The 14,515-nt window shown below is 52.3% G+C and carries 7 protein-coding genes; 4 read left to right on the top strand and 3 right to left on the bottom strand.

Going from position 1 to position 14,515, the window contains the following annotated elements:
* Positions 1-266: 266 nt before the first annotated feature.
* Positions 267-5,753 carry an MG2 domain-containing protein gene (locus tag ACNKIB_RS09870; protein ID WP_417910380.1) on the bottom strand — a complete coding sequence of 1,829 codons (5,487 nt, stop codon included), beginning with the start codon at positions 5,751-5,753 and terminating at the stop codon, positions 267-269.
* A 149-nt stretch (positions 5,754-5,902) separates the two neighbouring features.
* Positions 5,903-7,873 (bottom strand): tetratricopeptide repeat protein, encoded by a 1,971-nt coding sequence (locus tag ACNKIB_RS09865; RefSeq protein ID WP_417910379.1) that lies wholly within the window; start codon positions 7,871-7,873, stop codon positions 5,903-5,905.
* Positions 7,874-8,642: 769 nt separating this feature from the next.
* Here ACNKIB_RS09865 and pilB point away from each other — a divergent pair.
* Complete coding sequence (pilB, locus tag ACNKIB_RS09860) at positions 8,643-10,940, top strand: type IV-A pilus assembly ATPase PilB (protein ID WP_417910378.1); 2,298 nt, start codon at positions 8,643-8,645, stop codon at positions 10,938-10,940.
* A complete protein-coding gene (locus ACNKIB_RS09855) occupies positions 10,937-11,752 on the top strand; it encodes a glycosyltransferase family 2 protein (RefSeq protein ID WP_417910377.1) in 816 nt (271 codons plus the stop codon). Before pilB ends, ACNKIB_RS09855 begins: the two co-directional genes overlap by 4 nt.
* An 8-nt stretch (positions 11,753-11,760) precedes the next feature.
* Here the strand turns inward: ACNKIB_RS09855 and ACNKIB_RS09850 are convergent, their stop codons facing one another.
* Positions 11,761-11,901, bottom strand: a complete 141-nt coding sequence (locus tag ACNKIB_RS09850) for a hypothetical protein (protein ID WP_417910376.1) — start codon at positions 11,899-11,901, stop codon at positions 11,761-11,763.
* Positions 11,902-12,071: 170 nt separating this feature from the next.
* On the opposite strand from ACNKIB_RS09850, the gene ACNKIB_RS09845 reads away from it, so the two are divergent.
* Both ACNKIB_RS09845 and ACNKIB_RS09840 read left to right on the top strand, forming a co-directional pair.
* Complete coding sequence (locus tag ACNKIB_RS09845) at positions 12,072-13,787, top strand: bifunctional sulfate adenylyltransferase/adenylylsulfate kinase (RefSeq protein WP_417910375.1); 1,716 nt, start codon at positions 12,072-12,074, stop codon at positions 13,785-13,787.
* A gap of 150 nt (positions 13,788-13,937) precedes the next feature.
* Positions 13,938-14,081 (top strand): hypothetical protein, encoded by a 144-nt coding sequence (locus ACNKIB_RS09840; RefSeq protein ID WP_417910374.1) that lies wholly within the window; start codon positions 13,938-13,940, stop codon positions 14,079-14,081.
* Positions 14,082-14,515 lie beyond the last annotated feature (434 nt).

The raw sequence follows: 14,515 nt of genomic DNA, 5'->3' as shown, positions 1-14,515 counted from the left end.
TTAGCCGACTACAACTCCTTTCTAAGTCGGCAAGACTCCTCTCTGGCTTGGCCAAACTCCTTTGCTAGTCGGCCAGACTTCTTTGCTGCCGAGCCAAACTCCTTTCTTAGTCGGCAGAACTTCTCTTTGGCCGAGCCAAACTCCTTGGCCAGCGAGCAAGAAAGGAATCAGAACTGAACCAGGCGGAACGCAGCCGGGAAAAAGTTCCCCAGCACGATGCCAAGGGCGACCAGTAAAGGCCGCCCTTGCAAGCTGCTCACCAACTTCTACTGTTTCTTGACCACGGTCACTGCGCCAGCTTTGGTTCGGGCGCGGTATTCTGGCCGATACATGGCCTCAACTTCGGAAGGTGGCAGGCTATACATGCCAGGTGTGATAGCGCGGACCAAATAAGCGAAGCGGAAGGGCCGCAAATCGGCATCATCTTCCTCATGCGCCAGCTGTTCTGTGTCAAAGGCGACCACAAAGCGGTCATCCCGTGCGTCAGTGTAGCGGGATGGGCTGAGTTCCGACAGCCAATCAAAGGCCTCAGCCTCGGTGCCGGTGATAGCCTTCTCGATTTCAAAGCCCGCAGGCAGGAGGTCAATCAGCAGCGACTGGAAATTGCCCCCTTCTGTGGCTTCACCCTCAACCATTACCACGGCCAGCTCGCTCTGCGGCACTTTGTGCAAGGACAGCGGCTCGCCGGCGGTGTTATACCAGGTTCGCTTGATGCTGAAGCCGTTCCCTACCGGCGCAGGCTCGTTGATGGGTGAGCCTTGTACCGTGGTTACGGCCCAAACTGCGACAGTGCCTTTGTTGCGCAGGGTAACAGGGCTGGTTAACAAGGCCGCACCCCCGCGACTCAGGGAGAAGAAGCTGCGCTTTTCGCTGGGCTTCTTCGGTGCCTCTTGTGGCTTTTCTTTGTCTAAGTTGATGGCAGAGAGGAACCGGCCAAAGAGCGATGGAGTACTTTCTGCTGGCTTTGCTGGTACGGCATTCCCTTCTGTCACCTCCAAATCCAGTGCTTGCCCTTTGTCCAAAGTCAGAGCCGCCATAATCAGAGCGGCTTGTTCCTGGGTGGAGAAGTATTTCCGCTTGCTTAACTGGCCGCTCACTTCTTGCCAGGCAGCGGCAGGATCAACCTGCATCAGGCCAGTATCGCCAAGAACGCTGATGATGGCGGCCAGATCGCGCAGTCGCGAGCCATAACTCCACCAAGAGGCAGATTCGGTGTCTGCGGCTTTGAGAGCTGCGGTCAGTCCTTTGACGGCTCGGACTTGATCGCCGAGCAAAGCCAGAGTGCCTGCGAGTTGGGCCTTTGCTAACGGCGAGCCGATGCTGTCAAACTTGGTGTCAAAGAGGTAGCGGGCATCTTCTTGCCGGGCCTGGCCAGCGCGCGCGAGTACCCAGTGGGCATAGGCCAATGCCTCGATGTGCTTACCCTCGCTGCCGCTGTTCTTCACCTCGTCGATCAGCCAATCCAGGCCTTTCTTGTAGAAGTAATCTGGCACAGCAAAGCCTTTGACCCGCGCTCGCCCCAGAAAATCCATTGCATAGGCAGAGAGCCACGGCTCTGGATCGCTGGTATCTGACCAAAGACCAAAGCTGCCTTCACCAAGTTGCTTTTGCAGGATCAACTCTATCGCGCCTTGCACCCGATCAGGCAGTTTTTTATCCACTGGATAGCCGAAGCGTTCCGCAAGCTGGTTGGCATAGAGGAGCGGCAGGGCACGGCTGGTCAATTGCTCTAAGCAGCCGTGCGGATAGCGGTCAAGTTCGCCGAGTAGCCCGGCCACATCGACGTTTGGTGCGCTGGAGATGCTGAGATCAACCTTGGCGGTCATGGGATGGAGGCCGCTGAGAGTCTCTTTATTGAGCGTGATGACTGCGCCTGGCTCCAGTTTGCTGTAGCTGCGGGTCAAGGTGGGTAGATATTTACCGCGCACGTTCAGGGCAAAATTGCCCTGATAGCTATAGCCATCTGGCCCGTTTACGCTCAGATGGAGATTGCCGCTGCCAATACCAGAAGCTGCTGCTACTGGAAAGCTGAGACTCTGCCGTTTGCCCGGTTGGAGTTCGGCAAGAGCTGTGCTGCCTTCTTGACTGGCCATCATGACTGCGCCCTCAGCCTTCCAAATGACCTGATACTGACCTGCTGGGCCATCAATGTTCTCGACTAACAGCTGGATGCTGGATTGATCGCCGTCTGCCAGATAACGGGGCAGCGAAGGTGAAATAACGACCGGATCATTGACGCGCAGGGCACGGCTGGCTGCACCGGTTTTTTCTTTTGACCAGGCTACGGCCATTAAGCGCAGCCTGCCGTTGAAGTCAGGAATGTTGAGGGGCACTGAAACCGTGCCATCTGGCCCAGCTTGCACCACGCCAGAAAAGAGCGACACGACCTTTACATTCGACTGCGGCGCACCGCGTAATCCATCCTCGCCTGCACCGCTGCGCAGGGTCAAAGGTTTGCTGTCTGGCGGAATGATCAGCTGACCATACATGTCGCGGAGGTCTAAGCCAAGCTGCTGCTTGGCAAAGAACCACGCTATCGGATCAGGAGAAACGAAATTGGTGAGCTGGAGTACGCCCTCATCCACTGCGGCCAAGGTTAGGCGGATTTCGCTACCTGCCTCTGCGCCTTTGACGGAGACCGGCACGAGCAGTACCTGCCGAGGCCGGGTCTGCTCTGGTGCGTTGACTGTCACCTCCAGCCGCTGTGGGGCTGGATCCATTGGCAGCCAGATCAGACCTACGGCCCGATCTGCGCCTTTCTGCTGCTCTTTGCCAGGCCGATAGACAGTCACCAGGGCATAAACACCTGCGCCCCAGCCATCTTCGACCGGAATCTGAAGAGTCTCCTCTTTGCCGCTCAGGGCAAAGTTGCGCACCCCATTCACGGTGCTGTTGGCCAGCACCAAGCTCGCCTGACCGGGATAGGGTGAGGTTAAAGTGAGTTGAGCTGTCTCGCCAATCTTGTAACTCTGCTTGTCGAGCACCACCTTGACTGAATCCGGGGTATCGCTCTCGCCAACAAGCTGCTCGCCTGCGGTGAAACGCAGGGTGGTGAGCAGCGTTTTGTCCTTGGTGAGTAGCTCCAGGCGATATCTGCCCAACCCTGCTGGAACTGCCAGTGGCACTGGCCCGGCTTTCTCCCAGGTCAGCTGGCCGCGCTGCTCTTCTTGATCGCGGACGATCTGCTCATAGGCCCATTCACCGTCCTTACGGAACCACTGGTAATCAATCTCCTCACGCACTAGCCGCCAGTCGGTCTGCCCCTTTTCTTGCGGCTGACCTTGGTCATTTAGGGTGATGATTTCAAATTTGGCCTCGCTGTGCTCCGGGATGTTCAGATCAGCAAAGACCGGTTTCACGCCAAGATATTCCTTGAGCTGGCGTACTGGCAAGCTGGCAGTGGCATTGACTGCCCTGCCATCAATATCCAAAACATCCGCGCTGATCACGGCCTTAAGTGGTTGCAGCGTGGTCTTCTGCTGGCCTTCGAGAATCAGCGAGAGCAGGCCGTGGCCTTTTTCATCGGTGCTGATTTCTGGTAGCTCAATCTCGCCGATCCCCGGTTCCTCCTTGTCTTTGCCAAAATAGAAGACGGCATAGTCCTTGAAGGGGTGTGGCTCGTATTCGAGCTTCATCTTTGCCTTGACTGTCAGCTCCGATCCCGGTGAGCCGTAGAAATAATCCGCCTGCACTGCCACTTCCGCCTTATTCTGTTCGTCGAGCACGCCGTTTGGCTCAAGGCGTACCTCTAAGCGAGGCGGTTTAAAGGATTTGACCTGGAAGGTGGTCTGACCTGCTGGCTTATCTTCTACATCGGCGTAAAGGGCGGCAGTCCAGTTGCCGGAGCGGGCTGCGTTGGCCAGATTGATCGTGTCTGTGTAGCCGCCCGCCACATCAGGCTGAAGTAGTCGCTCCATCATGACCTTACCATCTGGGCCACTGACCCGCAGCGTCATGGGTGGACTAGCCGCTGCACGGGCGATGCGGTCGCGGACAATGGCGGCGATATGCACGGTCTCACCAGGTCGGTAGATGCCGCGCTCGGTGTAGAGATAAGCATCCAAGGGGCCAGACGCGGTTCTGCCGCTCACTCCCCGGTCGCTGAGGTCAAAGGGGGCTTGCTCGAGCTGAAGGAAGGTAAAGCCGTGCTTGCTGTCCGCTGACATGAGATGAAAGGCGGCCTGCCCTCCTTTGCCTTTGAGTAGGCCTGGCGCAAAGTGTACTAAGCCTTTTTCATCAGTGGTCAAGTTGGCCAATGGGCTGTTGTTGCGGGCGTAAAGACCGATCTCTAGCCCGGCGATGGGCAGGGCAGTCTCCAGACTGCGGGCGACTACGGTCAGGCCATCGCTGCCCTGATAGGTACTCAGGCCAATGTCGGTGACCACAATCCACTGGCTGGCCTGGCCCTCCCAGCGGTTTTCGTCATCCTCTTCCTCTCCCTCCTCATCTGTCGTCGCGGCTTGTTCTGGTTTGAATTTCTCGGCAACCAAGATGTACAGACCAGGTGCGATGGCAAGGACATCCTGTGGCAGAACAACGGCACTGGTCATAATTTTGTCCTGGACTGGACTGACGATCTCTGTGCTACCCTGCCAGACCTTCTCACCTACGTTGTCCTTGATGTTGTCGAGGTCATAGCCACTCAGTTTATTGCGGAAATTCTCCCGAACAAAATCGCCGAGAATGTTGCGCTCATGAATGCGGAAGAGCTGGAACCGCACCTTATCGACATTCACTGTATTCAAGCCGATGCCCCGGCTGCTGCGATGCGCCAGGATATAGTCGCTCTGATTGAACCAGAGGGCAGGGCTGCGGTGCTCGGTTTCAATAGTCAGCGTCACCGCTTCCGGCAAAGTCCGCTCCTTCACCTTTAGACCGCTGCGCACGGTCACGCTATAAGAAGTACCGTAGGCTGCCCCGCCAATGCAGAGTTTGCTGTCCTCGACCGAGAAATCTGAGGAAATGGATGGCGTGATCTGGACGTAATCGCCGTAATGAATACTATCTGGGTCAGGTAGGTGCTCATTGAAGCGAAGACAGAGTTTTGGCTGACTACTGTCAGTCTCAGCAGCGGAGCTTTCAATTTTTAATGTCTTGTCTTCAATCTGTTTCCGTCGCAGTTCGGCAAGCCGCGCCTCCTGCTGGGCTTTTTCCGCCGCTTGCTGCCGAGCAAGCTCTTCAGCCTGCTTTTTTTTCTCGGCGGTCAGAGCCTCTTCCTTCTGCTTATGCAACCGGTCTGCCCCTTGGCTATCACCCAGCTTGGCCAGTATTTCATACACGCTGATGGCGGCGGGTGTCCAGCTACTCTCTGCGGTGGTGCGTTTTTCCAAAGCCTTGCCAGTAAGGGTCAAGGCTTCTTTCTGCTCGGTAGGTACATCTGCTGCCGACAGATAGGCAAGCCAGCCGCTCCGGCTCGCTTCCACCCATTGTCCGGTACAGGCTTCAGCCTTGGCTAAAGAGATCCAGAAATCGGCGACAGGCTGACCACCTGAAATTGCAGCGGCATTTTTACACAGGGTGGCGGCAACGGCACAGTTCTCCGATTTGCCCTGCGCAGTTAAAATGTTCGCGGCTTTCATCAGAACCAAAGCCTGATCAGGCTGTAACGGCACAATACCGGAAGCGTATTCGGCGGCAAATTTTTGTGCCTCCTGCTCCAAATGCTGTAGCGTATATTCATCAGCGGCAGCAAGGGAGGAAAAGAGACAGAAAAGCAAAAAGATAGCGGAGAGAACGAAGGACGAGGCTTTCATGGTTTCCTCCATGCAGAAAGGGAAGGAATGGAGATTTCCGGCAGGAAATATACGGCTGTATTATACTAGGCGTTTAGCCTGCTGAAAACAAAAAGATTTGCCCGGTGCAGCAGAATAATCAAGTGGAGTGTACCGGGCTTGAAGGGAGGCTAGTTTCTCTTCTCGCTTCCTTCAATCGCTATACGCAGATTGTTTTTTGCTAGCTCATAATCTGGGTTGATTTTCAGAGCTTTTTCACAGGCATCTCTTGCTTTTTCCCACTCGGACATCGCATTGTATGCGCTGCATATATTGTTGTAGGCAACAACATGATTAGGACGCGATTTCAGAGCGTTCTCACATGCTGAAATGCTTTTTTTGAAATCTCCTGCTTTGTAGTAGATTAGGCTCAGATCGATATAGCCTGATACCTGCTTGTCGGTAAGAAGAGCGGGCTTTGTGCTTCCTTCTGATGATGTCAGCTTGCGTCTCAGATTGTCACGCAGTTGATTGAAGCTGTCAAAATTTGGACTTATCTTTATTCCTCTTTCTATCAAATCAAAAGCTTCTTTTGTCCTTGATTTATTATCAAGAAAAACAACGTAGTAGTAATACGAATTTGGATTCATCGGATGATACTGAAGTGCCTTTTTAAAATGCTGCTCTGCTTCAGCTGAATTTCCCATTGCATTTTTTAATATGCCCATATTGATATGGATATACGACCACCTAGGCCACAGCTCAAGTGCCTTATTATAATGAATCAATGCTTCATTATAATTGCCTTTCTCCATCTGGGTCAAGCCATAATTCAGCTGCACTCTGGCATTATTAGGAGCTTTGACAGTTGCATCTTTCCATAATAGCTCTGCTGATCCCCAGACAATATTTCTTTGAAATGTGCCGTACGTATGAAGGCCAATGACCAGTAAATACAATGCAGCTATAGCTGGGATTGCCATTCTGCTTGCTGAAGCGGAATCCCTGATTTGTATAATTTTTAGCGAAATCCACCAGCCAGCCGCCATAACCAAGCCTATATACGGAAAAAATGTGCGATGGTCGTTTGCTATCTGGCCAAATGGAATAAAGCTTGATGTCGGTGCCAAGGCAAAGAAAAACCAGATGATGCCAAAGGCGATGGGGCGAGTTTCCTGTTTTCTTGAAGCAATAAATCCCGCTGCTGCCATTGCCACGAGAAGCATTAAACTCAGCAGTACTTTCCGTTGTAGTACATTGGTTATAGTAGAAAAATCGGTATCAACGCTCAAATCAAGGGGGAGAATAAAATTGCCAATGTAATGAGCAATTACATACCATTGCGTTACAAAATAATCAAATGATCGAGACAGGCCTGCGCCGCTCGCTGGCAGTGGATTTCCTTGTCTAAATGCGATTCTTTCAAGATAAAAAATACAGGTAGCTATAATAAGTATCGGCAATGATTTTTTGATAAAAATAACTGTACTCTTAAAATTTTTAGTGAGCAGAAAAGGCCCCCATAGCGGCATTTTTTCTTCAAATAGCAGAATATAGGCAGCTAAAAGCGGTGCGAAAATAAAGCCGGTTGCTTTTGTTCCTAAACCAATAAGAAATGTTATATAATGGAGGCGAAAAGATCTTGCTGTGTCGTTGAAGTACAAAATAAAAGACGCAACAATCATGAGCGTCGAAAATGAGTCGGATCGCATTATTATATAATTTATCGTCTCGGCGTTCGCTGTGTGCTGCATGAAAAATGCGGTTGAGAAAAGAGCAAACCAGGAGTTCCATTTGTCATTTATGGATATATCAAAGATTCTCTTTAAGAGAAGATACAGCAGCACACCAAGCACTAAGTAGCTTGAAAAGATTGATGTATGAAAAACTTTTGGCTTTAGTTCGCCCCCTATCCAGAAATCAATTGCATTAAGCGTAACAAGAATAGGGTTGTATGTCCTATTGTCCGGGTTTATTCCATAGGTTTCAATATCAGTAAAAAAATGATAAATATTTGATATTTTGCGAATATGAACATTGTGAACTATTGTGTGGTAATCATCAAATTGAAATCCATTATCAAAATGGTTCCAGTAACTCAAAAAAAGTATCGCAGTCAATGCTAGAGATACGACAATAAAAAAATATTTTTCTAGTTTCATTTATGGATTAAAGAGTTGATCTAGGTTTTAATAGGCGTATATAATACGATTCGATCGCATTTGGCTTCTTGAATCTTTCACATCAACCTGTGAAATCCTTTTGGTGATTCTTTTTTTGCTCGATTGCCAAGCAGTTCGGCTTAGTCAAAGAGAAGTCCTGTCGACTTGCAAAGGAGTTATACTCAGCAGAAAAGGAGTTTTGGTTAGCCGCAAAGGAATCTTGCCGACTTGGAAATGAGTTATAGTCGGCCAAACTCCTTTGTTGCTCATTAGGAAAGAAGTTTGGCCAAGCCGAACTCCTTTTCTGCTGAGTATAACTCCTTTGCAAGTCGGCAGAACTCCTCTCTTGCCGAGCCAAACTCCTTGGCAAACGAGCAGTAATCTTTCCCTGTTTATCCAGAAACTGCGCCAAACTGCTTTCTAAGCATGAAGATGCGCTCTTTTACTCAAGACAGTTAGCCAAGAATATCTTGTATGTCAGAGTGGTTGCTCTGTGTAGAGATCTTGTAAAGCAGCTCTCCTGTGAGCCTAATCGTAACCTCTTTCTAACTGCGCCGCAAGCGGTGGGGATTTTTATTTTCGGCTCGCCAAAAGATCTTGGCTGTGAAGATTTCCAGGGTAGGTTGCTTGCCGTCTGCCTACGCCTGCCTCAGACAGGGCAAAAAAAGGTACTGAAACGGGAAAATCTCTTTTGGCACTTTTTTTTTTGCGGTAAGATACACTCAAGACTGTTCAGGAAAATACGCATTCACTCTGCGCTTCAAAAGATATGGATAATAATAAAAAAACAACAGCAGTCCCGCCGTCCAAAAAACCGGTGGCAGCAGCAGATCAGAAAGCGGCTCTGAAACGGACGGTCAAAGATCAGTCAGGGGCAGGCAGGCTCAAGATCGGCGAACTCCTCCAAAAGGCGGGCTATGTTACTGCCGCCGAGTTTACCAATGCCCAGGTGATCCATAAAAAATCCGGGGAGCGACTGGGGAAAATATTTCTTGACAGCGGCATCATTGAAGAAGACACCATTGTTAACTTTTTAAGCAGGCAGCATAACTATTCAGCGGTCAACATTGCCGAAGAAGCACCGAGTCCTGATGCGCTCAAGCTAATGCCTTACGAGATGGCCAAAAAGTATTTGGCCTTCCCGCTCCGCTTGGCTGGCGACACCCTCCAGATCACGATGGCTGAGCCAACTGATGCAATGGAGGTAGAGGAGCTACAGAATTCGCTTAAGCTGGCTCTCAATGTCTGCGTATCCACGACCCGGAACATCGTCGATGCCTATAAGACCTATTACAAAATTAGCGACGAGGAGTATAAAGCCTTTTTCGGCAGCGGTGAGGAAGAGCAGGTCGAGCAGGTCGAGCAGGTCGAGGACTGGGGAGCCTTGGTGTCTGACGCAGCCGAGGACTTCGAGATTGAAGATTCCGGCAACGAAGAAGACGACAAATTCAGCCAGTTCTCCGCTAACGATGCGCCGATTATTAAGCTGGTGAACGGCATCTTGGTCAAGGCAGTCCAAGAGGGGGTCAGCGATATCCATATCGAACCTTTTGAAAAGACCATGCAGGTGCGCTACCGTAAGGACGGCACCCTGTTCAAGTCTATGAACCTGCCGCTGACAATTAAGAACGCGCTCTCCGCCCGAATGAAGATTCTGGCTAACCTAAACATCACCGAACGCCGGATCCCCCAGGACGGTCGTATCAGTATCCGGCTGGGCCGCAACAAGGCGGTTGATTTCCGTGTCTCTACCTTGCCGCTTCTGCACGGCGAGGGCATCGTTCTCCGTATTTTGGACAAAAGTTCGCTGAACGTCAACCTGACAAAGCTCGGCTTTGAAGTAGATACCTTTGAATCCCTCAAGCGCTGTCTCAATCGCCCGCAAGGTTTGCTGCTCGTTACCGGCCCCACCGGTTCAGGTAAGACCGTTACCCTTTACTCGGCCCTTAACTCGCTTAACAGCGAGGATATTAAAATCCTAACTGCCGAGGACCCGGTCGAGTTCAACTTCAAGGGCATCTGTCAGGTCAACGTCAACACTGAGGTCGGTATGACCTTTCCGGCGGCCCTGAAAGCCTTTCTCCGCCAGGATCCTGATATCATCATGGTCGGCGAGATCCGCGATATCAGCACTGCCGAAATCGCCATGAAAGCGGCGATGACCGGTCACTTAGTTTTCAGTACCCTCCACACCAACGATGCTATTGCTACGGTTAGCCGTATGGTGGATATCGGCATTCCTCCTTACATCTTGGCAGGCTCGCTAACTATGGTGCTGGCCCAGCGTCTAGGCAGACGGCTCTGCGCTAAATGCAAGCAGCCGGTCACGGTAGAACGAGAGAAACTGAAAGAGATAGGCTTCACTGATGAGCAGCTCGACGCAGAGGGCTTTCAGCTCTACGGCCCCAAGGGTTGCGCCATCTGCAACGGTCGCGGCTACAAAGGCCGGGTAGGCTTTTTTGAATTGCTGGAAGTCACCAGCGAAGTTGCCCAGGCCATCCAGGCGCAGGTCTCAGAAGAGCAGTTGCGCAAGGTGGCTATGCAGTCGGGCATGTACACCCTGCGCATGGCTGCAATCATGAAGGCCATCCAGGGGGTGACCAGCCTCGATGAGGTGATGGGCAACACTGTCGCCCATCAGGATACTCTGCCGCCTTATCTGGTCAGCCCGCCGGTAGAGGAGTACGAGGACGGCGACATTATCATTCAGGAAGGCAACCAGGACGACCGTAATTTCTACAAATTGGTGCGAGGCAAGGTGGCAGTGCTGAAGCAGGGCAAAAAGATCGCCGAGATCACTGAGCCAGGTGAGTATTTCGGTGAAATGGCTTGCATCTTGGATGAGCCGCGCTATGCTTCCATAGTTTCGGTAGGCCGGAGCAAAATCAAAAAATATCCAGGCGACAAATTACAGGAGCTGCTGGAAAAATACCCGGACATCGCCCGGCATTTATTTAAAACTTTGGCCAAGCGGCTGCGCAAGACCGACAACATCGTCATCCAGCTCGCAGGCGGTGGTGCACCGAAACGTCCTACACCGCCGACAGCAGGGCCACGGGCGTTATGAGTAAAATTTCTGCCTATATAATCGCCTGGAATGAGGCGGACAAAATCCGTTCAGCTATCAACTCGGTGCTCTGGGCAGATGAGATTGTCTTGGCCGACTCCTTCAGTAAGGACAGCACCGCCGAGATTGCCGCTGCAATGGGTGCACGGGTGGTGCAGATCGAATTCCGGGGTTTCGGCGACCTGCGCAATCAAGCTATGGCTGCCTGCACGCATGACTGGATCTTTTCACTCGATGCCGACGAGCGCTGTACCACCGAAGCACGAGACGAGATCTTAGCCACAATCGATCTGCCGAATCCGGCGGATGCTTACTACATACCCCGGCGCAATTTTTTCATGGGCCGCTGGATCAAGCATTCCGGCTTTTGGCCTGACTATCGCCAGCCTCAACTCTTCCGTAAGGGTGCGCTGCGCTTCAAGGGCGATGACCCAGTGCATGAGGAATACGAGGTTGTTTCTGATAAACCTGCTGCATATCTCCAGCAATCGATCTGGCAGTTTCCCTACAAGAATCTGGAAGAGGTAGCCCACAAGGCCAATCGCTACTCCACGCTCGGAGCAAAGAAACTCCAGCAGCGTGGGCGACAGGCGAGAATGTTCACTGCCCTTAGCCGGGGACTGTGGTCCTTTTTCCACATGTATATTCTGAAAAAGGGTATCCTCGACGGCTGGCCAGGTTTTGTCATCGCGGTGGGCAATTTCGAGGGCACCTGGTACAAATACGCCAAGCTGCATGAGTTAACTGCCGGATGGCAGCCGCCGGATACGCCTCCCCTGCGACGGGAGGCGAATGGGGGAAAAGCAAACTGAACAGGGATTCAGATGCGGACGGCAGAAGAAACAACGATGCTGTTGACAGCTTGGCAGTATTCTTTGGCCAGCAGTAGCCGCTGAGGCACTGGTAGATAGAAGTAGATGGGACTCAGCATTAGGATATGAATGGCATCACGGAGGTTCATTTTTTGCACGGCAGCCAGAGCGGTTCATGGATAATCTGTTGTTTCATAGGAAAAACACCTGCAATTTTTCAACACCGAATAGCTGATTCCTCCTTATACCAAAGGATAAAGCTTTTCCTGGAAAAGTTCAATATTTTTTACTGTAAAATTTTTCTAAACTCACCAAACTTATGACTTTGAATTTTTCTTCCTCTTCTGCTCCTTATTCCGAAAGCCTCCTTGTCCATTTCTGCCGGGCTGAACAGCTACGGGCTGAGGCCGTGCAACTGCCCTCACGGGATTTGAACCGTCGTCAGCTCTGTGACTTGGAAGCCCTGCTCAACCGGGCCTTTTATCCGCTGTCCGGCTTTCTCTGTCGTGATGACTACGAGCATGTTGTGCAGGAGATGCGCCTTGCCGACGGCAAGATATGGCCGCTGCCAGTCTGCTTGGATGTGGAGGAAGCCTTTGCCGCCAAGCTAAAACCAGGCGACCGAGTGGCCCTCAATGACGGCGAGGGGTTTCTCTTAGCTGTGCTGACCGTGGGTGAGATCTGGCAGCCCGACAAGCAGGCCGAGGCCAAGGCGGTGTATGGCACGACAGAGGCAGACCGGCATCCCGGCGTACAGGCCCTCTTCACCCAGGTTAAAGACTGGTATATCGGTGGGACGCTGGAAGGACTGACCCTGCCCATTCATTACGACTTCCGCGAACTCCGCCTCACCCCAGCAGAAACAGGCCGCCGCTTCATGCAGCAGGGCTGGCGTAGGGTGCTAGGCTTTCACACCAAAGAATACCTGCACTGTGCCCACCGAGAGATGGTCCTGGCTGCTGCCCGCAAAGCAGGTGGAGCCATCTTCCTTCAGCCTGCGGTGGGACTGGATCATCCTGGCAGCCGAGAGCATTATACGCATGTCCACTGCTACCAGGAGGTTGTCCGCCAGTTCCCGGCCAATATGATCCAGCTCGGGATCATCCCGCTGGCAGAACGCCACGCAGGGCCTAGGGAGGCACTCTGGCACGCTCTGATCCGCAAGAACTACGGGTGCAGCCATTTCATGGTCGCGGCAGATCACGGCGACCCATTTGCCGACACCGATGAGGAGTTGTTTTATCCCTTGGGAGAGGCACAGCGGCTGGTTGCTTCACTCGCTCCTGAAACTGGGATAGAGATGGTACCAGAGCGGGCAATGGGCTATGCGGAAGAGCGGGCCAGCTATGTATATTTGGACGAGGTAGCAGATGAGACCGTGCGCAACATCACCTCTAAGGAGCTGAAGCGGCGGCTGGAATGGGGCTTGGAGATCCCAGAATGGTTCTCCTTCCCTGGTGTGGTAGCCGAGCTGCGGCGTTCCTTCCCGCCTCGGTCTAAGCAAGGCTTTACCGTATTCATGACTGGCCTGTCTGGCTCTGGCAAATCCACCATTGCCAAGGTTTTGATGGTACGCTTTATGGAGATGCGCGACCGACCTGTTACCCTCCTCGATGGCGATATCGTCCGCAAGAACCTATCGTCAGAGTTGACCTTCTCCAAGGAGCACCGTAATCTGAATATCACCAGGATTGGTTATGTAGCCAGCGAGATTACTAAGAACGGTGGGATCGCCCTCTGTGCGCCTATTGCCCCTTACGAGGAGTCTCGGCAAGAGAACCGGCGGCTGATCAGTCGCTACGGCGGCTATATTGAGGTGCATGTAGCTACGCCACTCGAAGTCTGCGAGCACCGTGACCGCAAAGGCTTATATGCGAAGGCACGGGCCGGTCTGGTCAAAGGTGTGACCGGTATCTCTGACCCCTACATTCCCCCATCCCACCCAGAGATTGTGATCGACACCTCCAAGATGACTCCGGCAGAGGCAGTGCAGGAGATTTTCCTCTACCTGGCAGAGCAAGGTTATATTCAGTAGCTTAAGAGACAACCGCAAGGAGATATCGGGTGTTAATTTCCTTGCGCTCCTTTCCTGCTGCGGTATAGTTCTTGTTTTCCTGCCAAAGTATAAGCGATGCAGCCTGACAGCCCTGTGCTGTCCCCTTACTCTCATCAAAAGGAGCATCAAATGAGCGAAAAGAAGTCCCCCACAACCCCGCAACAGCGTCCAACTCCGTCTCGTCCGAATTCGCCGCCAGGCAAGCAAGGCAACAAGGGCTACGCCCCACCGCCACCCCACAAGCCAATAACTCCATCCAAGAAAGGCCGGTAGCTCATAGGAGCCTGTTTGCCTTCATTGTGCGCAAGGATTCTATCAGCAACTTGCTGTTCCTGAGCATATTTCCATCCTGGTTGGCCACTCACTTGGGTGATCGTTCGACAAGCACCAGAGTAGTTTTTAGATGAGCACTAGGGTGCTCTTATAAAAGGCACTAGAGTGCTTTCCAGACGAGCACTCTAGTGCTCGTCAGACAGCCACTAGGGTGCTCGTGACAAAGGCACTCTAGTGCTCCGGCAAGGCCACTCTAGTGCTCGTCAGACGGCCACTAGAGTGCTCGTGATAAAGGCACTAGAGTGCTTTTTCGCAGAGCAGGTCAGTGCCTGTTTTGCTGTGTCCTCGTTGCCTGCCTTATTTTGGTTTGCTTGACATAGATCAAGGGAAAGGGGGCGTATTAGGGCTACACTATTACTCGTGAAGAATTCCGT

Source organism: Candidatus Electronema sp. PJ, assembly GCF_048287395.1.
Taxonomy (GTDB): Bacteria; Desulfobacterota; Desulfobulbia; order Desulfobulbales; family Desulfobulbaceae; genus Electronema.
Note: the sequence above shows the minus strand (reverse complement) of the source record. Positions and strands in the feature narration are given on the sequence as shown.